The following is a 22,244-nucleotide window of genomic DNA, read 5'->3' on the forward strand; positions in this document are numbered from 1 at the left end:
GTTATGCTTTAGGTGTTTAGATATAACAAAATAGTTTTGGAGGATAGAACGATGAAAGCAGCTGTTGTTAGAGATAATTGTGATGGATACGTGGACATTAAAGATGTAGAATTACGCGACTTAAAATACGGTGAGGCACTTGTAAAAATGGAATATTGTGGTATATGTCACACAGATTTACATGTTGCCGCTGGTGATTTTGGTAAAGTTCCCGGTCGTATTATTGGCCACGAAGGCGTTGGTAAAGTAACTAAAATTGCAGACGGCGTGACGAATCTAAATATTGGTGATCGCGTATCTGTCGCCTGGTTCTATCGAGGCTGTGGCCATTGCGAATACTGTACCACTGGTCGCGAGACGCTTTGTCGTAATGTTAAAAATTCAGGATTTAATGTTGATGGTGCCATGGCTGAGGAATGCATTGTCCCAGCTGACTATGCAGTTAAGGTACCAGATGAGCTTGATCCAATCGAAGCAACTTCATTAACTTGTGCTGGTGTGACTGTCTACAAAGGACTCAAGACTGGTGATTTAAAGCCAGGTCAATGGGTCGAAGTTGTTGGTACTGGTGGCCTAGGTAATTTAGCCGTGCAATATGCTCACAATGTCTTCGGCGCTCATGTTGCCGCAGTTGATATTGATGATGATAAATTAGCAGCCACTAAAGATTTAGGTGCCGATTTAACAATCAACTCGCTTCATGAAGATGCTTCACAAGTTTTGCAAGATAAAGTAGGTGGCGTCCACAGTGCGATCATCACAGCTGTTAGCCCCGATTCATTTACAGCCGCAGTTAACGCCTTGCGTCCTGATGGTACGTTGGTTGCCATTGCCCTACCTCAAGGAGATATGGGATTGAACATTTCCAAGACTGTACTGGATGGTATTAAAGTCGCTGGATCATTAGTTGGAACGCGTCAGGATTTAGCAGAGGCCTTCCAATTTGGTGCTGAAAAGCGTGTTAAGCCTATCGTCCAAACACGTCAATTATCAGAAATCAATGATATCATTGATGAAATGAAAAACAACCAAATCGTTGGACGTATGGTTGTTGATTTCACACATTAATTAATCACTATTTCTATCTATAGTAAGAAAAGAGCGTGACAAAAGTCGCTTTGGAGCCGGTGTGTAACACTATTTGCGTCATTGTTGGCCGAAGCAAAGCGAAGGACAAGAATGGCGTAAATTGTGTTACATTGAGGCTTCAGACTTTTGGAACGCGTTTATGCTATAAAAATTATAGCCTTATAATTAATGCATTTTTAGCACAAAGAGGTTGGGACCGTTGTTTTGTCCCAACCTCTTTTATACTAATTTCCCCAAACTTCTTGCGCTGTATCAACAACCAGTCGAATTTTATCCCACTGTTGTTGTTCAGTCAGTTGGTTACCTTCTTCAGTTGAAGCAAAACCACATTGCGTACTTAATGACAAGTTCTCTAAGGGAACGTACTGAGTTGCTTCGTCAATTCGTTGCAGCAATGTTTCCTTAGTTTCCAGTTCCGGTTGTTTGCTAGTAACCAGTCCCAAAACTACCTGTGTGCCTGCTGGTACTTCAGCTAATGGTGCAAAATCACCTGAGCGTTAATCATCGAATTCTAGGTAGAAAGCATCCACTTTTTCTTGTGCAAACAAGTGGCCCGCAACTGGTGCATAACCTCCTTTAGCGGCCCACGTAGAATGATAATTACCACGACAAATGTGGGTACTAATGCGCAAATCTGATGGTAAGTCCGTAATGGCTGCATTATTCAATGTTAAGTAAAGGTCTTGTAAGGCATCCCGGTTAAACTCACCATTGGTCATTTCTTGCCAAAAATCACCATCGACTACCATGCCCCAAGTACAATCATCAATCTTCACATCACGACAACCCGCATCAAATAATGCCAAAATCAAATCATGATACGCTTTACCAATATCTTGTACTAACTCCTCTTGATTAGGATAGTACTTTTGCAGAGCAGCTTCATTTTCGGCACCACGCGCTAACTCAGCATAAAATTGGGCAGGTTATGGAATACTCTGTCGTGCAGTCACCCCTGGTTGATCCTTTACTAATTCATTTAGAAAATTAAAAGCTTTCAAATCATGATGTTCTGGATTAAAAGCAATCTTACCCACTACCTGAGCAGAATCGTTTCTGGTCTCTTCATCATGGAACAAATAGCCATGATTAGCATATGTGTGTTCGATACCAGAAAATCCCCAGAAAGTGTCTAGATGCCAGTAACTACGTCTAAATTCACCGTCGGTCACAATTTTCAAGCCAGCGTCAATTTCCTTAGCGACCAAATCACGAATTGCTTCATCTTCAACTGCCATTAATTGTTCTTGACTAATCTTATTTGCTGCACAATCTGCACGAGCTTTTTTCACTGTTTCAGGTCGCAAAAAGCTGCCGACAATATCGTAATGTAATTTTGTTGCTGTTAATGTTGCCATAATTAAGTACCCTCTTTCTAATAAATACTAGTAAACAAGACCATGGTTAATTGATAATTGCATTAAAAAAGTCCCTAGAGCACAAAAACTTTCTTGTGCTCTAGGGACGTGATGTTAATTGTTCACGTGGTACCACCCAAATTTGGTATTACCTTTTAAATAATACCCTCAGCAGGTACACTAATACTAGCTATACCTGTCCGCGATAACGGGCGAACCCGCAAACAGCTCATATAACATTTAATAAACTCACTGTTTGTCTGCACTCCAAGACCATCTTCATCGACGCTTCTTTACCACCTTTCACCCTATGTGGTTCTCTGTCAAAAAGTCGCTAATCAATTACTCATCTTTTCTCAGCAAAAACTAATTAATTTACATAAATGATAAGATAGAGGCCGCCTTTTGTCAACACTAAAAATTAGAAGATTATTTTCTTCGATGCACTAACCACACCACCGCAACAATCAACGCAGCTGTCATAAACAACGTACCTAACCAAGCCCATCGGCCGACAGCCAATGGCAAATGCACATTCATGCCGTAGAATCCTGAAATAATTGGTGGCACTGCCAAAATAAGTGACCACACTGTCAAAAAACGCATCGTGTCATTCAATGAATTATTTAGAATATTGTTATACGTATTAGATAACCGTTCAACCAGATCGGAAGTATCTTGCGTAATCTGCTGACTCTGATTTGTTTCAATTTCTACATCAGCTACCATCTCACGTTCACGCTTATTTAATGACACTGCATCAGAATCAGCATCCCCACTCAGTTTCATTTGTTTAATAGCCATGACGTTATTATCGGTAGCTGTGGTTAAGTGTACTAATTGATTACTAAGCGATGCCAGCGCTTCAATCTGTTTATTTGCGGGATTTTTACGATATTTTGCTAAGTCTGCACGGATTGCATTAATATCATCTATTTGATCCATATATTGGTCATTTAAATGCCACAACAGTTGCAATAAAATCGTGATTATACTTTGTTGTTGCTTACTTTTTTAAGTAAATAAACGTTGTAGTTCATCATTGACCCGTTGCGCTCGTTCAGGCACAGTCGAAATCAACGTGTCAGACGTCACAATGAAACTTACCGGTATCACATGGTATTCCTGGTCCAATTCATCTTTAACAACAACTTGCCAAATCAGCATACTAGTATCTGTCGCTTCATTATAATCATAACGTGAACGTTCGCGCGGATCCTGTACGTATGATTGAAATTTAGGTGTTAAGTCAAACTTTTTATGTAATTTTTGAATATCATCATGTGTTGGATCAATAATACTAACCCAATGTAACCCGTTTAAAACGGCATGTTCTTGATACATACGTATTGACCCCTCTTTTCATATCATTTCGTACCTTCATTATACCAGTAATGACTTAGAGGTGAGTACACACCCAACAAACTATCTAATAACACTAATAATTATAATGGCAAATAGAATTAACCAATGTATCTATTGTTAAAAACGTGTGACTGAAAAGGGTAAACCGCTTTTCAGTCACACGTTAGATGATTAATTTGTTAATACTTTTATCTATATAGCCAAACACGCATTTGGCCATTTGAACGATTAGCCCAACTATAGTATGGCACTAATGCTAACCGAGTCTTATCCTTAATCGGTGCTTCCTCTAATGTCTGATACAATGCGCCATCCGCAGAATCAAGCCGTTCTCTTGTCGCTGGCAAATCTATAACGCCAACACCACCAAGCAAATCCTCATGATAAGCATAGGTCGTCACATCATCATCGGTAACAACATGATAATTCCAAAGAGGCGTTTCATTATCAGCCTCTTCAGCCGCATAAACTAGTGGACCACGTGTCACGGCAACTTGACCAAAATTATCTTTCACGCGATTACTACTACGCATCAATTTCGTTGGCATGTTCAACGTCAACTCAATATCAATATTAGCTCGATCCACGGTTAAGTAAATAAAGCCGTCCTCGATTGTAACATCAACTTGTTTACCATTAACTGAAACACTTAGCTTGTCTTGCGACCACTGAGGTATCCGGATACCAAACTGGAATGATTTGTGATTATCATTTTCAAGATGATAATTAATATTCCCTTGCCATGGGAAATTATTGGTCTGAGTCACAGTAATACCATCACTGAAGTTTGCTTTATTTGCGATAAACTGGTGACTTAAAATCGTATTATCATGTACCGTATAAATATATTGATCAACTGACGTAATTAATCGTGCCAAATTTGCCGGACAACAAGCGCAGCCAAACCAATCTGCACGATGCGTCAGAATGTGTGATTTTCCTGGGTTTAACTTTGAGGCTATTGGATCTGCCTCTAATGGATTAACGTAGAAAAAGTGTTTACCATCAAGCGACATCCCACTCAATGCACCGTTGAATAACTCTTTTTCCAAAACATCCCCATACTCGCCCTTTGCTTCAATTTTCAACATTTCTTTTGCAAAAAAAGACATACCTACTGAAGCGCAAGTTTCGCCATACATCGTATCATTCGGCAAATCATAGTCATAGGTGAAAGCTTCTCCAGTTGTTGTTGATCCAATATTACCCGTAATGTACATACGGCGTTTGACGATGTCATTCCAAAATCGTTTACATGCCGTTAATAAGTCTTGATCACCAGTATGACGAGCAACCATCGCCATACCAGTACATAGGTAGACAACACGAACCGCATGTCCATCAGCTGTCTGCTGTTCTTTAATTGGTTCTGCTGCCTGATAGTAACGTCGCGTAAAATCGCGCATACCAGCTATTAAATCACGGTCTTCACCATCCGATTTAATTTGCTCATCAAAAAATTCAGGATTTTGGCCACGTTGATTTAAGAAATAATGCGCTAAATCAAGGTAACGTTGCTCTTGTGTTACCTCAAACAGTCTAACCAAGGCTAACTCGATTTCTGGATGCCCATCGTAGCCATGAATTTGATTTTCTCTCAATCCGAAATTTTGATCAATACAATCCGCCATGCGTTCAGCAATCTGCAAGGCCTTTATATTCCCGGTTTCTTTATAATATGCAACGCCCGCTTCAATATAATGGCCCATAGTATATAATTCATGCGATTGCTGCAAACGCTTAAATTTTCTTTCAGGAGCATCAATTTGAAAGTAAGTCGATAGATAGCCATCCTCATCTTGTGCATCAGCTATCAAATCAATTAATTCGTCGGTGATTTTTTTCAGATTATCATCCTGCTGATATGAAAATGAGTAAGCCGCCGCCTCTAGCCATTTATAAACATCTGTATCTTGAAAGGGAAAACCATAATGATGTCCCGTTTCACGTCCAGCTGCAATCCTCAAATTAGCAATGGCATGACTATTTTTGTCTTGACCATTATTTTGCGGGTCATCAGCAATATCAATATTTGCTTGATCATTCATAACCTCCCATTGATAAGGTAATACTTCCTTAACAACGAGATCCCGATAACGTTGCCAAAATTCTGACGTCACTTTCACTTGATTTAGTTGAATTGTTTCTTGATCATTCATATTTTAAAAATCCTTTCAGTTAATCTTTTTCTGCTTCAATTTCCCGCTCAGCCAACTCTTTTTGAACGATTGGTTCATGGTGCTCCCACTTACGGTAAGCAATCATTAGTACCAAACTAATGACATAAATAATGATTGGTACCCAAACAAAAGATAGGTTGATACCTGTTAAACTACTTGATGATTGTGCAGCATGTGATGCATCGAAACCGACACTATCTAATAACATAGAAACAATAAACGACCCTAACCCAGAGCCCATTTGAATACAAAATGCTGCACCAATAGCCGTTAAGAAACCATTTGCACGGATGCCTGTTTTCCATTCACCAAAGTCAACGGTATCACCCACCATGGCAAAAAACATGGTACATGCTGATCCAGCACCAATACATGCAATACACCAAGCAATTAATGCTGAAGTTATATTACTACCTGCTAGTCCCAACCAAATTTGACCAACAATTGTCAAAGAAAGGAAAAATACTGTTGACCCCCATTTGTGTAATAGCTTCACCACAAATGGTACTGAAGCCATACCAATTACTTGGATAATTGAGAACCCGTTAAAGAACGAAATTAACGATTTGTCATCTAGGTTGTATTGGAAATAATAAGGTAATGCTGCATTTCGTACCGTATATGCTGTCCAATAAGCCAAGTTAGCCAAAACAATAATTAACCATGGCCAATTACCTTTAGTGGCTTTCAAACTTTCCTTAATACTAATGATTTTTTCTTTAGCAATATTTTTCTCACGCATGTCAAAGAACGCAATAATCAACAATATAAATGCCACAATTGCATAAATACCAACTGCTAATGACCAGCCTCGTTGATCGTTACCCTGACCTAACAAGTCAGCAAATGGAATAATGAATGTCACTGCAAAGAAATTACCAACATTCCCCAAAACCAGACGAATAGAATTAGCTTGCATCCGATCATCTGTATTTGTTGTTAAATTAGGCAAGACCGATGTAATCGGTGTTGACATAGCAGTATATGAAAAATCAGCCAAAATATACATAACACCAGCATAGATAATCTTAGCCGTATTACTAATATCCGGTGTTGTAAATAGTAACCAAACAAATATTGCAAATGGTAGTGCTCCCCATAAGAACCATGGTCGACTCTTTCCATATTTACTATGTGTATGATCAACCAAAATTCCCATAATTGGTGCACCAATCGCATCAAAGATACGACCAATTAATAGTAAAACTCCCGCAACTGCGACAGAAAGGCCGAAAACATTGGTAAAAAAATATAACATATATGAACTGATAATACAGTACAGTAAGTTACCTGACATGTCTGTAAATCCGTACGTAATTTTACGATGAAATGGTAATTTGTCTTGTGCTAACATCTTTTTTGCTGCATCAACTTCACTATCCACTCGATCATTAGTATTCGTATTTGAATCCATGATAATTGTCTCCCTCTAATTATTCTGCTGATAATCAATCGTTTGATTACCTATTCACAAAATAATTGTAACCGTTTTCAAAAAATTGAAAAAGATTTATAATTGCACATAAGGTAATCATTTCCGACTACTTTAAATTTCAGGTACATTAAGTGAATAATTTACTATCATAGTATTATATACAGAAATATCGTGAAGTTCATATACGATATAAAGTGACTATTTCCGACTTTTTAAATTGAGGTGAGATTTTATGCTTTTCTCTACATTTACGCTAGACAAGACCATGTTATTTTATAAAGGTGGTGAATTCATTAGCAACCAGCATTGGCAACACAAGCAAATGTTCCACCAAGGTGATTATGAAATAATTATTTGCATTGAAGGCCCCATTTACTTAGAAATTGAACAGCAACAGGTAATACTTCAGGCTCATGATGTCTTAGTCATTCCACCATTCACCCACTTTGGAGGTTTTCGTAAAAGTGATGATCCTGTTGATTTTTACTGGTTTCACTTCTTTTCACAGTACAAAGAAAAAATATTTACCAGTACAGTCACAAAATTAATCGACCACATGCAATCAGCGAAAGATACACACCAAAAAATTGCTTTACCGCAACACTTCACATTAGAAAATGATCAACAAATTTTGATTCTTGTACATCAAATGTTATCAATAAATAATCAGTTATCCTACATCGATGAGCGTGATTACTTAACTTCAACGCTACTCATCTATTTATTTAAAGAATTCTTATCACAAAATCAAACTGATGAACGTTCGAAAATTAATTATATTAAGGAATGGATACGTGTTAATATCTCCGCAACATTATCTGTTGCAGAGATATCTACCCATGTCCATTTAAACCCAGATTACCTAACCCGATTATTTAAAAAATATACGGGGATGACAACGTTGCAATATCTGAATCATCTAAAAATTGAAGTTGCTTCATTATTATTAATCCGAACAGAAATGTCGATTAAGCAAATTGCAGCAGCTGCTTATTTTACCGATCCGAAAATATTCGCACATAAATTCAAAGCGACGACCAATCTGTCACCTACCGATTACCGAAAAGCTTATCGGCTAGTTCATCAAAATAATCCGCATATTGATCCACAAATTCCAATTCCCAAACGTATTGAAGATATACTTGACTATATTCCAGAAAATGGTAATTTGCCTGATAATAATGCACATACCAAAAGGAGTACCCAATAATGAAACTGTTCAATAAAATTTTCGCCGGCCAATCACTTATCTCATGGTTTTTACAAATCGCCCTCATTTACTTAGCTTGGGCAGTTGCTGATCATAAGATAGTTAACAATCTTTATACAATCAGTGGCGCCGCCATCATGTTAATTCTAATTTACTTAAGCCTGGCACATGATAATCGCCATCGCCAGTCAAAAAAATAATAATGGTAACAAAAAACACATGTGTTAGATTTGTCTCACTGGACAGTATTATCTAACTCATGTGTTTTTATTAGCATCATTCCCCAGCTAACTTTTTTGTGCTTGTTTAATCTGATACTTCACCTGTTCGAAGCCAGTCGATCCCAAAGAAATTCGCCGAGCGACCGCATTTTCTGGGTCAAGTACGCCATAAACGTCGTCTGCTATCAATGGCTCAAATTCTTGTAACTGTGTTAATGACATTTTTTGTAAGGGTAAGTTATTGGCAATCCCGTAATGGACTAACTTGCCAACCACCTGATGCGCTTGTCTAAACGGTAACCCTTTGTCAGCTAAATAATCTGCCAACTCGGTCGCATTCGAAAAATCATCCTGCAATGAAGCTGATAATTTATCTGATTTCACTTGAATAGTTGCCAACATTTCCGTAAACAATGAGACACAAGCTTTCACCGTGTCAATCGTATCAAAAACGCCTTCCTTATCCTCTTGTAAATCTTTGTCATAAGCTAACGGCAACCCTTTTAGAGTCGTCAACAACGAAAACAATGAGCCATAGACCCGGCCAGTTTTTCCGCGAATCAATTCAGCAACATCTGGATTTTTCTTTTGTGGCATGATTGAACTACCGGTAGCAAATTCATCACTAATTTCAATATACCCGAACTCATAAGAATTCCACTGAATAATCTCTTCACAGAAACGACTTAAATGCATCATTAAAGTCGCTGCAGCGTGTAGGAAGTCTAACAGGTAATCCCTGTCAGAAACAGCATCAATTGAATTTTGATAATTGCCCGCAAAGCCCAATTCTTGTGCACTATCCTCCCGATCGATTGGGAAAGTCGTCCCTGCTAAAGCAGCTGCTCCCAAGGGTGATTGATTTGTGCTGTGGTAAGCTGTTTCAAATCTTTGCTTATCACGAGTAAACATTTCATAATATGCCATTAAATAGTGAGCGTATGAAATAGGTTGGGCATGTTGCAAATGCGTATAACCTGCCATCAGTGTGTTTACGTTAGCGTCAGCCTTTGTCACCACGACGTTTAGCAAATCGTCTAGTAATGCAATGATTTGTACCGTTTCATCTTTCATAAACAAATGCATATCAGTGGCTGTTTGATCATTACGGCTACGTGCTGTATGTAGCTTACCAGCAACATCCCCAATCTCTTGTTGTAACAAATGCTCGATATTCATATGGATATCTTCGAAAGTATCAGAAAAAGTTAACTCTCCCTCAGTTAATTTTTTCAATAACTTTTCCAATCCGCCAGCAATTTGCGCACCTTCCGTTTCGGAAAGTATCTTGGTATGCGTCAACATTTTTGCATGGGCAATTGAACCTTTCAAATCATGTTTTGCTAAACGTTGGTCAAAGGAAATTGATGCATTAAAAGCGACGACATCTGCACTATTTCCTTTTTCAAAACGGCCACCCCACATTTGATTTGTTGCCATTATTTTGCCTACTTTCTACTTTAAAATAACTTTTTCTGCATCTGCTAATTTTTGTTGCACTTGCGCATGCACAACTGAAGGCAAGCTATATAGCTTGATGAATCCGGCAGCTGATTCCTGATCAAAATCATCAGCTGACGTGTATGTTGCCAAATCTAGACTATATAGTGAATTCTTTGATTGACGACCTTCACAAATCACATTACCTTTAAACAACTTGACACGGACCACACCATTCACTTCTTTTTGGCTTTCATCAATAAATGCCTTTAATGAATCAAACAAAGGTGTATACCACAAAGCATTGTAAATTGTATCAGCAATTTCTTTTTCAATAATTGGTTTGAAATGGGCAAGATCCTTAGTCGTCGTCAAATCTTCCAAATCTTTATGGGCTTTTAGTAACACCTCTGCACCTGGTGCTTCATAAACTTCACGTGACTTAATACCAATCAAACGATTTTCAACATGATCAATCCGCCCAATACCATGTTTACCTGCCACCTGGTTTAATTCTTTAATTAAATCGGCTAGGGCATATTCTTCCCCATTAATGGCAACTGGCACACCTTGTTCGAAGGCAATTTCAACATAGTCCGGTTCATCTGGCGTATTTTCCAAAGCAGTTGTACGCTCATACGCGTCTTCAGGTGCTGTGGCCCATGGGTCCTCCAAAACACCACATTCATTCGCACGTCCCCAAAGATTTTCATCAATTGAATATGGGCTTGCGGTTGTAATTGGAACTGGAATACCATTTTCTTTAGCATAGGCGATTTCCATTTCACGCGACATGTGTTGATCACGAATAGGATCTTCAATTTTCATCTCAGGTGCTAAGGCATGGATTTCTGTTTCAAAACGGACTTGGTCGTTTCCCTTACCCGTGCAACCATGGGCAATCGCAGTTGCCCCATATTGCTTAGCAACGTCAAATAACTTCTTGGCAATCAAAGGTCGTGACAATGCTGAAATTAATGGATACTCCCCTTCATAATAAGCATGAGCTTGTAAGGCAACTAATGCATACTTCTCCGCAAATTCTTGTTGTGCATCAATGACAACTGATTCAATAGCACCAACTTGCTTACCTTTGGCTTGAATCTTATCTAAATCTTTTTCTTCGCCAACATCAATACAACATGCAATCACATCATAACCAGCATTTTTTAACCAGGCAATCTCGACTGACGTATCTAAACCACCAGAATAAGCTAAAACAACTTTCTCATTACTCATAACAATTCCCTCTCTTTGAACGTTTTATAAATAATAGTATAAATATACATTAAATGCAACTCTTTTTGCCTTTTATTCATAAGTAAAGCGTATATTCACTTTATAATGCATATTACAACTAATAAAAAAGACTACCGAACATCGTCAGCAGTCTTTTGTCTCTATTAATTATATTCAAATTTAATGAACGTATATTGTAATGATAGTCACAATACCTAAGAATACGCCTGGTACATTTGATATCACTAATGGCCAATCTCGGTATTTTTTTAACCATCCATATCCAGCCCACAGTATGGCATCTAACATCATAGTTAGTGGCTGAACAAGGGGTACTGGATTGCCAGCAAGGTTGCTTTGAATTTCGGTTATATACGATAAATACATGAGCACACACATAATGGTTGCTAATATACTAATCAACCTCACAATAGTAACCCTACTACTTACATCAATAAAGCGCCGTCTGTCACTAGATTTATCGGTTCCGCTGTCCATTTTTCTTGTTTATTGCCTCCTAAAGCTAAAAGTATGTCCGACATATATGATAGTCGCATTTAGATATTATGCAAGGGTTAATTTTTTTAAATGTTATTTACTTATGACAGGATGTTAATATGTACATTTTATATACAAAAAAGTAGCCAAACTCATAATGAGTTTGGCTACTGCACGATTTAAATAATCAGTTAATTTTCTATTGCTTAAATAATTATACAAACAATGATAGTAATAGCACTGAACCTAATCCGGCAAGTGCCAGAACACTAGTTAGCGTTGTCCAAGATAACAACGTTTCCTTTAATGACAAACCAAAATATTCTTTGATCATCCAGAAACCAGCATCATTAACATGATCAGCGAATACTGAACCGGCACCAATCGCCAAAACAATCAAAGCTGGATTAACTGAAGAACTAGCAACCAATGGTGCAATCAATCCCGCAGCTGTAATTCCAGAAACCGTTGAAGATCCCAAACTAACACGTAGTACAGCGGTAATCAACCAAGCAGCGATGATTGGTGACATTGATGTGTTAGCAAATAGTGCTGAAACATAATCTGAAATACCACCTTCAATCAATACTTCCTTAAGAGCACCACCACCACCAATAATTAATAGCATCATGGCAATTTGCTTAATTGATTCCGTTAACGTATTACCAATTTCTGACATTTTAACGCCACGTAAAATACCCATTGTAAATAATGCAAAGAGTAGCGACAGTAGCATTGCCATATCGGGACTACCAATAAAACCAACGATTTGACCAATAACTGATTTATTAGCCAAGAATGGATCTAATATCGTTGCAATCCCAATTAAAATAACTGGCATCATTGACGTTAAAATACTGATACCAAAGCCAGGTGTTTCCTCAATTGCAAATGTTTTAAATTCACCAAAAACATTTGGTGTTTCCTTATGATAGGCACTTGGATAAACCTTCTTCAGTACCATATTAAAAATTGGTCCCGCAATGATAATCGTTGGAATCGCTGCAATAATACCAAGCAACAACACTTGACCAATACTTGCATCAAACACACCTGCAACGGCAGTTGGTGCTGGATGTGGTGGTAAAAATGCATGTGCGGTATTCAAAGTTGCAGCCATTGGAATTCCTAAGTAAAGCAATGGCACGTTCAACTCTTTAGCAATTACAAACAAAATTGGTAGTAGGACAACTAACCCAACTTCGAAGAACAACGCAATACCAACAATAAATGAAGCTAGAATGATCGCAATTTGAATCTGCTTACGGCCAAACTTCTGAATTAGTGTATGCGCAATTCGATAACCACCACCAGTATCAGAAACAAGTTTTCCAATCATTGATCCTAAACCGAAAACAATGGCTAAGTGACCAAGTTGGCCGCCAATACCGGTTTCGATAGCTGGTCCAATTTTATCAACTGGAATTCCTAATACTAGAGCTAAAAAGACAGCGGTTACTAACAATGAGACATATGTATTTAATTTAAATTTCACAATAAGTAAAATCAATAAAACAATGCCTACCGATACCCAAAACAATGGCATAATAAAATCTCCCTATAAAATAAACATAATAAAATCTATCACTATCATAGTGTAACCGTTTACATTACTATTAGCTAGTACTTTAACGTTCCATTATGGGACAACTATGTTCCGTCATTTATTGACTAAAAACTTGACATATTATTAATTATTATTTTCATCATAAAAAAGTGGTCTGATTCTATCATCAGACCACTTTTTCTATGGGGCAAAGCTTAATTTTGCTTGTGTATATCCTGTCACATATTAATTTTTATTGTCACGCTTCTTACCTTTTCCACCTGTTGTGCCCAATAAACTAGCTAATAATACAACTAGCATTGCTATTGTTCCCTGTTTTTCATCAATTGACTGAACACCAGTATTTGGTAGTTTTACATTATCTGGTTTATGAACTTGATTATTGTGATCAATAGCATGTGATGATGGTTGCTTTTCATCCTCAGTTACATGAATAACTGTTTTGGCACCAGTCTCTGCATGTTGATATGGATATGAATTTGGCTCCGTCACATGACCATAATTCGTACCAGGTACGTGTTGTTTATCAATTTTCTCCTTTCCTTCACTCAATATTGTATTAACCTCGTCAGCGTTTTTTGCTTCATCAATTGCCTGCAAAGCGTGCTGTACAGCAACATCAACGGCATGCTTCTGTTTTGATTTTTCGGATACAGTAAGCGATTCATCATTGTCAATATCATGCTTAATTTTATTACCTTCAGCAATGATATCCACCTTAGCTTGGTCTTTTTGCTTATCAACGTTTTGGCCAGCTTGATGCCGTGCCTTAATCGTATTGACACCAACTATCGTTACTTGTTGAATATCATCAACAGCTTGTGCACGATCTATTCTTTGATTTGCTAAAAGTACTTCCTGATCAACTGCTGCCTTTTGACCTTGCTTTTGCTTAGCAGTTAATGTTGGATCGTTATCGATAGCCAACTTTGTCTCATTGGCCGTTACTTGAATTTTATCTTTAGCAAGCGCCTTTTGCTTATTAATACTCATCCCCACTTGATGTTGCTTAGCAATAATATAATCACTATTAACGTAACAAGCTGGCCTTTTTATTCATCTTTCAACACCTCAATAAGTTTGTTTGCTACAACTATTGTGATAGCCTTTCCTAGCTAAATAATTAAGTTGCTCATGTCCATCCCTCACCTTTCTTCTGTTCTTTATCTATATCATCCGCAATTACAAAGGTTCTACCTAGTACTTTATCCTGATTACGATCCTTATACTGAATAGTCATGCTTTGCTGTTGATTGCTTAGTACAGCTGACACAGTATTAATTTCCAAATTTCCTGAACCATCCACAAAAGATGGGACTAATGTTGCGGGTAACTCATCTGCCATTAAAATGTAGCTACTCATTTCTGATACTTCTACCACACGTACCCGCTTATACACCCAACCAGGCCATCGCAATAACCACAATAAATCACTAACTAATGACTCTTCTAAGGTCATTACTTTTTTATTGCTCGGCAACCAATTTGGCATTGTTTCTTTCATTCGTATTTTGCCTCCTGCCAATTTTTATCTGGTTTCAAAAACCTAATTAGTTGCTGGTTTGCCACAAATATTCGGCCATAATAATCATCTTCCTCTGAGTAGACATCCCAAATGATGAATTCATATTCATTTGCATCAGCTGCTATGTAAGTTACCCTAATACAATTCTCTTTATCATCCGATAAAAATTGTGAAAGGCCCGCAACATCCAATTCTTCCAAATAAAAAACACTGATTCCATTGGATAGAAATCAGTGATTTTAATTATTGGATTCATTTTTGAAACTTGACTAATTAAGGCTTCAGTTAGCGACCGCATCTTATTCATGATGAGCCACCTGCCATTTTTCTACGACTAGATTATTATGTACTTCTTGTGCTTGTTAAGCTGTTAGTCCGAATGTCCGCCCAGATTCATCTACACCTAAAACAACTATACCTGTTCCCACCTGTGGTAACAGAGCCATTCCAAAGTATTCATCACCAAACTGAATACGATAGGCACTTGCCATACCGGTTGCTAATGCATCATCTCTAACCCAGGCATCATACCCTATTCTGCCATTCTTTGCTGGACGTAATCCGATGACATCAACTGCTCCTTCAAATATCTTATATAGTTTGTCATTATTTTTACTACCTGACCATTCTGTAATCGTTGGTACGACATACTGGCCAATCATATCGTATACTACTGTATTATTCATTGTCTGTTTCTCCAATACCAAATATTTTTTCGATAGCTTCATGCTGTCATAATTAAAATATATATTTGATATTTTGATTCAAACTAATTCTTAAAAAATATCACCAATACCATTTGATGAATTTAGTATTAGGAACCACTCTAATATTAGTTGTTTAATTGAGTTTTGTCGCTGCCTCTCTAATGTTAATATGTTGGACGAACAACTCAAAAAGCAACCAAATTCATGAAGAATTAAGTTGCCTCATATTCAAGTCGGGTATCGTGGACCAAAAAGCCTAAGGTCCTCAGTTATTCTATATTAATGTTTTAGGTTTAGTAAAGTGGGATCAAATTTGCAAAGTAATTTTTTAAACTAAGATTCAGCCTTAATTCGAATCATATTCCAAGAAAGTGAATTAAGTTTTGTATAAGCTTTAATGTCACTAACAGATATATTTTTCAAAGTTTGCAGGTTCATAGACTGATCTTCATTTATCTGATGTATATTATATCCAGCAAATTAGGTTTCTTATAGCTGGCTTGTCTCAATACTATGCCAAGCTAAATCTAAACGAACTAGACAACGTTCTTTCTGACCCATTATCATCTTGACAATTATACTCTGAAACAAATTCCCTTCCAGGAAAACAAATAAGTAGTATCTCCATTTTTTTACAGCTTCAATAATATCTATTCGAAATCCATTTTCATCAGACATGTTGTGTCCAGGCTGATAAATTCTACGTCTCAAATGTTCCATAAAAGGCTCCATATTCTGGAAACTATTTCAGATAGTTAATTTGCTAAATTAACTGATAATGTTGATTTAATATCGCCCCCTTTCCATGCCATTACCTGTCTCATATCATTTTTCATTTAGCCACACACGCATTTGTCCATTTTCTCGATTAGCCCATGCATAGTATGGAATTAGTCTCATATCGACAGAATTTTCCTCTTGAGTAGTTGCTTCCCTATAAAGCGGCGTGCCATCCTTCTCCAACGTCTCTTTAGTTGCTGCAATTTGTATTATTCCTACACCATTACCATTAAAGAGGCTATCATTAAACTTATAAGTAGTTTCTGCATTTGGTGTCACTTTATACAACCACAAAGGTGCGGAATTATCAACTTCTTCTGCCGCATAGACAATTGGCCCACGTTGAATAGCCAATTTACCAAAATCACTTGCGACACGATTACTTGCTTTCATGACTTTTACTTCCATGTCTAGATCTAAGTCAATCGTAGTTGAATCACTAATCTCAATGTAAATAAATCCATCTACTACTGGATGACGTACTTTTCGGCCATTTTCACGGAAATCAAAATTTGTTGACCAACTAGGAATACGAATACCTAATGTAAATGGTATATGTCGTTCATCTTTGATTTCGTAATGAATATTTCCATCCCATGGAAAATTATTTGTTTGTGCTATCTTCACTTCGTCACCAAAAGTTGCTTCATTAGAAACAAACTGATGTGAAAGAATTACATTACCCTCAATGGTATACAAATATTGATCCAGTGAAGTAATTAACCTTGCCAGATTAGCTGGGCAGCACGCGCAACCAAACCAATCAGCTCGATGAGTTAGTACATGCGACTTTCCAGGATTTCCTCTACTTGCAATAGGATCAGCTTCAAGTGGATTTACATAGAAAAAGTGTTTCCCGTCTAGAGACATACCACTTAATGCGCCATTAAAAAGTTCCTTTTCAAGAACATCACCATACTCACCCTTAGGCTCAATTTTTAGCATTTGTCGAGCAAAAAATGCCATACCAACTGAAGCACAAGTTTCCCCATACATAGTATCATTTGGCAAGTCATAATCATAGGTGAATGCTTCTCCTATTGTTGTAGACCCAATATTACCAGTAATATACATTCTCCGACGCACAATATCTTTCCAGAATCTGTGACAGGCAGCTAATAATTCTTCATCGCCTGTAAATCGGGCTACATACGCCATTCCAGTACATAAATAAACTACACGAACAGCATGCCCATCGGCTGTTTTTTGTTCAGAAATTGGTTCTGCAGCCTGGTAGTAGCTTCGCGGTAAGTCTCGCATACCTGGTAAAATATCATTATCCCAACCATCGACCCTATCCTGTTCATCAAAAAATTCTGGATCTTTCCCACGTTCCTTTAAAAAGTATTTTGCTAATGCAAGATACTTTTTCTGTCCAGTCTGTTCGTAAAGTCGAGACAATGCAAGTTCTATTTCTGGATGGCCATCATATCCGGAAATTTTATTTTCATCATTTCCAAAGTTACTGTCAATACAATCAGCCATCCGAGTAGCAATTTCCAAAGAAAGTTCATTACCAGTCGATTGGTAATAGGCGACACCAGCTTCAATATAATGTCCCATTGTGTAGAGTTCATGAGATTGTTGCAACCTCTTAAACTTTCGTTCAGGTGCGTCAATTTGGAAATAAGTAGATAAATACCCATCATCGTCCTGCGCAGAGGCAATCAACTCAATTAAATTGTCAGTAATCTTCTGTAAATCTGGGTTTGGATGATAACTAAATGAATAGGCTGCTGCCTCTAACCACTTATACACATCAGTGTCTTGAAAGGGAAATCCATAATGGTGCCCCGTCATTTCTCCAGCCGCAATTTTTAAGTTTGCAACTGCATGACTATTTTTATCACGGCCATTATTTTGAGGGTCAGCTGAAATTGCTACATTTGCAGTATCATTCATTACTTGCCATTGGTAAGGTAAAACTTCTTTTACGACAAGTTCCCGATAGTTATTCCAAAAATCTGAAGTAATATAAACTTCTTTAAGTTCTATTTTTTCTGCAGTTTCCATTTTTTACCTTTCTGCATTTGTGATCGTTACATAATTATTTTTCTTCTTGTGTTACAAGTCCATGCCGCTTATCTAAATCAGCTTTAACAACAGGTTCATTTTTCTCATACTTGATATAAAGTAACATAATGGCGGCTACAATGATGTAAATAATAACCGGCAACCAAACGAAACAGAATCTAATGGATGCAAGAGAAGCGGTTGACTGTGTTTTATTTGCAACAAAGCCAGCGGCCGCCATAATCTTTGATGGAATAAAGCTTCCGAACCCGGAACCTAATTGAATACAAAATGCTGACCCAACAGCCGTTAAGAACCCAGAAGCCCGAATACCAGTTTTCCACTCACCAAAATCAACTGTATCAGCTAACATAGCAAATGGCATCGCACAGGCGATTGCAGCTCCTAAAGTACCAATAGTCCAAGCTGTGATAACTAGCGCAAAATTATCACCCGCAAAAAAACCATAATCTGACCAAAAGCTCCAATAGCTAAACCAATTAACATTGTAATTGTTTTATTAGTAACTCTGACAATTAATGGAATACAAATTGTAGCAAATAATCCCAAAATTCCAACGCCATTGAATATTGAAGTTAATTGTTCGTTTCCTAAATTGTATTTTGCATAATAAACAGCAATTCCATTTCGATCAGACTGAGCAATCCAATAAATAACAAACGAAATAACTAAAATAAACCAAGGTTTATTACCTACAGTTGCCTTTAAGCTATCCTTAAAAGGTATTGGCTTTGTAATAGCAACTGTTCGTTCTTTTAAGTGAGTAAAAGCATAAAACAACATTGCGATACCAATAATTCCAAATAACGCTGTAAGCCACATAAATCCAACTTTGTCATTCCCTTTACCAAAGAATGCTATCAATGGTAATGCAAAACTACTAGTGATAAACGCTCCAATAGATCCTCCTGCCATTCTCCACGTATTTGCACTAATTCTTTCAGCAGGATCTGAAGTAAGACTTGGTAAAATGGCCGTTATTGGTGTTTGAACACCTGTATAAATGACTCCAGCAGCCAAAATATAAGTCACTCCCGCATAAATTAATTTAGCTGTACCGTGAAGATTTGGTGCAGTAAATGCTAAAAAAGTTGCTATCGCAAATGGTATCGCTAACCAAAGAAAGAAAGGACGACTTTGACCCCATTTTGTATGTGTGTGATCAACAATTGATCCCCAAATAGGGGCACTGATGGCATCAACAACTCTAGCAATTAATAGAATCATACCAGCACCAGCAACTGATATTTCAAATACATCTGTATAAAAGTAAAGAATATAACTGGTAATTGTAACGTATAGTAGATTACCAGCCATATCAGTGAACGAATAACCAATTTTTTCTGAAATCGGCAGTTTAACATTAGCATGCTCTGGCGTTAACGCCTTTGTCGATTTTGTATGACTATCTATACTTTCCATTATTCAATTCTCCTTTAGAGTTCAAAATACAAAGTAAAAATTCAAACAACTTTAGTGCACATTGAAATTGTTTACATGTATATATTAAGCGCTTACATTTGTGAAAAAAAGTACTATAATATTATTAATGGTATCTATTTACGACTCATTAATATCCTTTATGTTCAATAACCAAACATAAGGTATCTATTTACGACATTAAACATACACAATAAGGAGTAAATTATGAAGTTTTTTTCGTTCACACTTGAAAAGCCAGTTTTATATTATATGGGCGGGGAATTCCAAGTAACAGAACCCTGGCAACATCGTTCTTTGTATCATAAAGGAGATTATGAAATAATTTTTTGTATAAAGGGGCCAATGTATATGCAAGTTGGCAATCACAAATATAATATAGAATCTAATCAAGTTTTGATTGTTCCGCCATTTACTACATACTGTGGATATAAAACAAGCCCTAATGGGGCAGATTTCTACTGGTTGCATTTCTTTCCCCAAGAGAAAGTTTCCATTATAGAGGCACATGAAGACGATATAATCAATAAATTAAAAACAAACGAATCACGTAATAATAGTGTGACGCTACCAATTATTTTTAATTTACCCGATTACGAGGATATTATTGTTACCATTCATAAAATCCTATCTACAAAGAAAAAAATCACATTTATGGAAAAACGTGATTTTTTAACTTCAGCTCTTCTAGTTGAATTGTTCGATGCTTATGTCACACAAAATACCTCAGATAATAAGGATGACAAGATTAAATATATAAAAGAGTGGATTCGTGCCAATATGTCTAACGAACTAAATGTTGAAAATGTTGCTAAAAATATAAATTTAAATAGAGATTACCTAACAAGAATTTTTAAGGAGAATACAGGAATGACCGTATTTCAATACATTAACAAGCAACGAATTGACGTGGCATCCACTCTTTTAGTTAGGACTGAAATGTCAATCAAAGAGATAGCTTATAACTCTTATTTTACTAACTCTAAAATGTTAATGCGTCGTTTTAAAAAAGAAACCGGTTTATCACCTAATGAGTACCGTAGATTGTATAGCAATATCCACTTAAATAACAATCATATTGACCCGTTCATCCCAATACCATCACGAATTGCTGATTCAATTACTGAAACTGTCGATGCCAAATTTAAATTTTTATATTAGTTCTAGAAATACTAGATTGTATTTACACATGTCCTTTATTCTTGCAATTTTGTTTGTTTTCTATGCAAAGCGACTGATATTAATGTTTGTAAAGAGCCTTCATAAAATGTCATAATTACGCAACCTTTAATGTTAAATTTTTTCTGTATTTCAGAAGTTGGAACACCCTTTAGATACATTGTGACAGCTTCAAGCTGTACTTCTTTTGAAAACATAGTAAAACCCCGTAAGTTTTGGAAATTACTACAACTTACGGGGTTCAGTTCATATGCCTTTTTATTTTTGTTCTTTAACCAAGGGGAAAATCATTGACTCAATGTGCATCGTCATTAATTTTTTTGCTTCCTCACCACTATGAGTAGAAATAGCTGCAGCAATTAGTTGGTGGTACAATGCAGCTTTTGTTCGCATTAGGGGTAAAGTATTTGTCATCCTACGAGTTGATATTTGATAAAATGCTAGCCTACGTTCATACCATCTCTTTATCAAATTCATCGTTATCTAATTCGTTGTTAAGATCCTTTTGGCTCGTTCTTATTAGTAACTACTTCCCCACCATTTTTATACGATTTATTTCCAGAGGCAGTTTTTTCATTAAGTGAATTTAAAAGTCCACTCAATGTGCCACTTGTCCAGCCTCTTTTCTCTACAAATTCTTTGTAAAGATCATCATAATTCACATGTCCTCCAACTTTTTCTGCTTTTGTTATAAAATTCTTTAATTCTTCAATCTTAGTATCCATATCATTACATCCTAACTTGTTAATACCTTATTAATAAATTTTACTATAATTAAATTCCGTTCATTGCCATCTTTTCAGCCTGGGTAACAACTGTCTCGATCGCTTCTGCAGCAAAATCAGGTGGGTCTGAACTGAACCCCGTAAGTTGGAGTAATTTCCAAAACTTACGGGGTTTTACTATGTTTTCAAAAGAAGTACAAATTGAAGCTGTCACAATGTATCTACAAGGTATTCCGCCTTATAAAATACGGA

The 22,244-nt window shown here is 36.9% G+C and carries 19 protein-coding genes, 2 pseudogenes and 1 other annotated feature; of the genes and pseudogenes, 4 read left to right on the top strand and 17 right to left on the bottom strand.

The window, feature by feature from the left end; translation table 11 throughout:
• Window positions 1-51 precede the first annotated feature (51 nt).
• Window positions 52-1,068, top strand: a complete 1,017-nt coding sequence (adhP, locus tag NGR58_RS05255) for an alcohol dehydrogenase AdhP (RefSeq protein WP_258088565.1) — start codon at window positions 52-54, stop codon at window positions 1,066-1,068.
• A 245-nt stretch (window positions 1,069-1,313) separates the two neighbouring features.
• On the opposite strand, the pseudogene NGR58_RS05260 reads toward adhP, so the two are convergent.
• From NGR58_RS05260 to NGR58_RS05275, 4 genes and pseudogenes are all read right to left on the bottom strand, one after another.
• A pseudogene (locus NGR58_RS05260) lies at window positions 1,314-2,447 on the bottom strand (5-methyltetrahydropteroyltriglutamate--homocysteine S-methyltransferase).
• A gap of 99 nt (window positions 2,448-2,546) precedes the next feature.
• Window positions 2,547-2,814, bottom strand: a binding site (T-box leader).
• 62 nt (window positions 2,815-2,876) lie between these two features.
• Window positions 2,877-3,791: pseudogene (locus NGR58_RS05265) on the bottom strand (magnesium transporter CorA family protein).
• 209 nt (window positions 3,792-4,000) lie between these two features.
• Window positions 4,001-5,971, bottom strand: a complete 1,971-nt coding sequence (locus NGR58_RS05270) for a glycoside hydrolase family 127 protein (protein WP_258088566.1) — start codon at window positions 5,969-5,971, stop codon at window positions 4,001-4,003.
• Between the two features lie 19 nt (window positions 5,972-5,990).
• Window positions 5,991-7,346, bottom strand: coding sequence for an MFS transporter (locus tag NGR58_RS05275; protein ID WP_407077146.1), 1,356 nt, complete (start codon window positions 7,344-7,346; stop codon window positions 5,991-5,993).
• A 313-nt stretch (window positions 7,347-7,659) separates the two neighbouring features.
• Between NGR58_RS05275 and NGR58_RS05280 the strand changes: the two genes are divergently transcribed.
• Window positions 7,660-8,637 (top strand): AraC family transcriptional regulator, encoded by a 978-nt coding sequence (locus NGR58_RS05280; protein WP_258088568.1) that lies wholly within the window; start codon window positions 7,660-7,662, stop codon window positions 8,635-8,637.
• Window positions 8,637-8,837 (top strand): hypothetical protein, encoded by a 201-nt coding sequence (locus tag NGR58_RS05285; protein ID WP_258088569.1) that lies wholly within the window; start codon window positions 8,637-8,639, stop codon window positions 8,835-8,837. Before NGR58_RS05280 ends, NGR58_RS05285 begins: the two co-directional genes overlap by 1 nt.
• A gap of 87 nt (window positions 8,838-8,924) precedes the next feature.
• On the opposite strand, the gene argH is transcribed toward NGR58_RS05285, so the two are convergent.
• From argH to NGR58_RS05330, 10 genes are all read right to left on the bottom strand, one after another.
• Entirely contained in the window at window positions 8,925-10,298 is a 1,374-nt protein-coding gene (argH, locus tag NGR58_RS05290) for an argininosuccinate lyase (RefSeq protein WP_258088570.1), read from the bottom strand.
• Window positions 10,299-10,313: 15 nt separating this feature from the next.
• Window positions 10,314-11,537, bottom strand: a complete 1,224-nt coding sequence (locus tag NGR58_RS05295; RefSeq protein WP_258088571.1) for an argininosuccinate synthase — start codon at window positions 11,535-11,537, stop codon at window positions 10,314-10,316.
• Window positions 11,538-11,717: 180 nt separating this feature from the next.
• Window positions 11,718-12,035 carry an SWEET family sugar transporter gene (locus NGR58_RS05300; RefSeq protein WP_258088572.1) on the bottom strand — a complete coding sequence of 106 codons (318 nt, stop codon included), beginning with the start codon at window positions 12,033-12,035 and terminating at the stop codon, window positions 11,718-11,720.
• Between the two features lie 214 nt (window positions 12,036-12,249).
• Window positions 12,250-13,581, bottom strand: coding sequence for a gluconate:H+ symporter (locus NGR58_RS05305; RefSeq protein WP_258088573.1), 1,332 nt, complete (start codon window positions 13,579-13,581; stop codon window positions 12,250-12,252).
• A gap of 246 nt (window positions 13,582-13,827) precedes the next feature.
• Window positions 13,828-14,595 carry a DUF1542 domain-containing protein gene (locus NGR58_RS05310; RefSeq protein WP_258088574.1) on the bottom strand — a complete coding sequence of 256 codons (768 nt, stop codon included), beginning with the start codon at window positions 14,593-14,595 and terminating at the stop codon, window positions 13,828-13,830.
• Window positions 14,596-14,734: 139 nt separating this feature from the next.
• Window positions 14,735-15,106 (bottom strand): hypothetical protein, encoded by a 372-nt coding sequence (locus tag NGR58_RS05315; RefSeq protein ID WP_258088575.1) that lies wholly within the window; start codon window positions 15,104-15,106, stop codon window positions 14,735-14,737.
• Between the two features lie 383 nt (window positions 15,107-15,489).
• Window positions 15,490-15,813 carry a hypothetical protein gene (locus NGR58_RS05320; RefSeq protein WP_258088576.1) on the bottom strand — a complete coding sequence of 108 codons (324 nt, stop codon included), beginning with the start codon at window positions 15,811-15,813 and terminating at the stop codon, window positions 15,490-15,492.
• Window positions 15,814-16,659: 846 nt separating this feature from the next.
• Window positions 16,660-18,627 carry a glycoside hydrolase family 127 protein gene (locus tag NGR58_RS05325; RefSeq protein WP_258088577.1) on the bottom strand — a complete coding sequence of 656 codons (1,968 nt, stop codon included), beginning with the start codon at window positions 18,625-18,627 and terminating at the stop codon, window positions 16,660-16,662.
• 34 nt (window positions 18,628-18,661) lie between these two features.
• Window positions 18,662-19,060, bottom strand: coding sequence for an MFS transporter (locus tag NGR58_RS10250; protein ID WP_345791600.1), 399 nt, complete (start codon window positions 19,058-19,060; stop codon window positions 18,662-18,664).
• A gap of 2 nt (window positions 19,061-19,062) precedes the next feature.
• Window positions 19,063-20,070 (bottom strand): glycoside-pentoside-hexuronide (GPH):cation symporter, encoded by a 1,008-nt coding sequence (locus NGR58_RS05330; RefSeq protein ID WP_345791599.1) that lies wholly within the window; start codon window positions 20,068-20,070, stop codon window positions 19,063-19,065.
• 225 nt (window positions 20,071-20,295) lie between these two features.
• Here NGR58_RS05330 and NGR58_RS05335 point away from each other — a divergent pair, with 225 nt between their 5' ends.
• Entirely contained in the window at window positions 20,296-21,249 is a 954-nt protein-coding gene (locus tag NGR58_RS05335) for an AraC family transcriptional regulator (RefSeq protein WP_258088578.1), read from the top strand.
• 35 nt (window positions 21,250-21,284) lie between these two features.
• Here NGR58_RS05335 and NGR58_RS05340 read toward each other — a convergent pair whose 3' ends face one another.
• The 3 genes from NGR58_RS05340 to NGR58_RS05350 form a co-directional block, all read right to left on the bottom strand.
• On the bottom strand, window positions 21,285-21,464 hold the full coding sequence (locus NGR58_RS05340; protein WP_258088579.1) for a hypothetical protein: 180 nt from the start codon (window positions 21,462-21,464) through the stop codon (window positions 21,285-21,287).
• Between the two features lie 61 nt (window positions 21,465-21,525).
• On the bottom strand, window positions 21,526-21,681 hold the full coding sequence (locus NGR58_RS05345; protein WP_258088580.1) for a hypothetical protein: 156 nt from the start codon (window positions 21,679-21,681) through the stop codon (window positions 21,526-21,528).
• Window positions 21,682-21,761: 80 nt separating this feature from the next.
• Window positions 21,762-21,992, bottom strand: coding sequence for a hypothetical protein (locus NGR58_RS05350; RefSeq protein ID WP_258088581.1), 231 nt, complete (start codon window positions 21,990-21,992; stop codon window positions 21,762-21,764).
• Window positions 21,993-22,244 lie beyond the last annotated feature (252 nt).

The sequence above is a fragment of the Weissella fangxianensis genome, from assembly GCF_024718545.1.
GTDB classification, from domain to species: Bacteria; Bacillota; Bacilli; order Lactobacillales; family Lactobacillaceae; genus Weissella; species Weissella fangxianensis.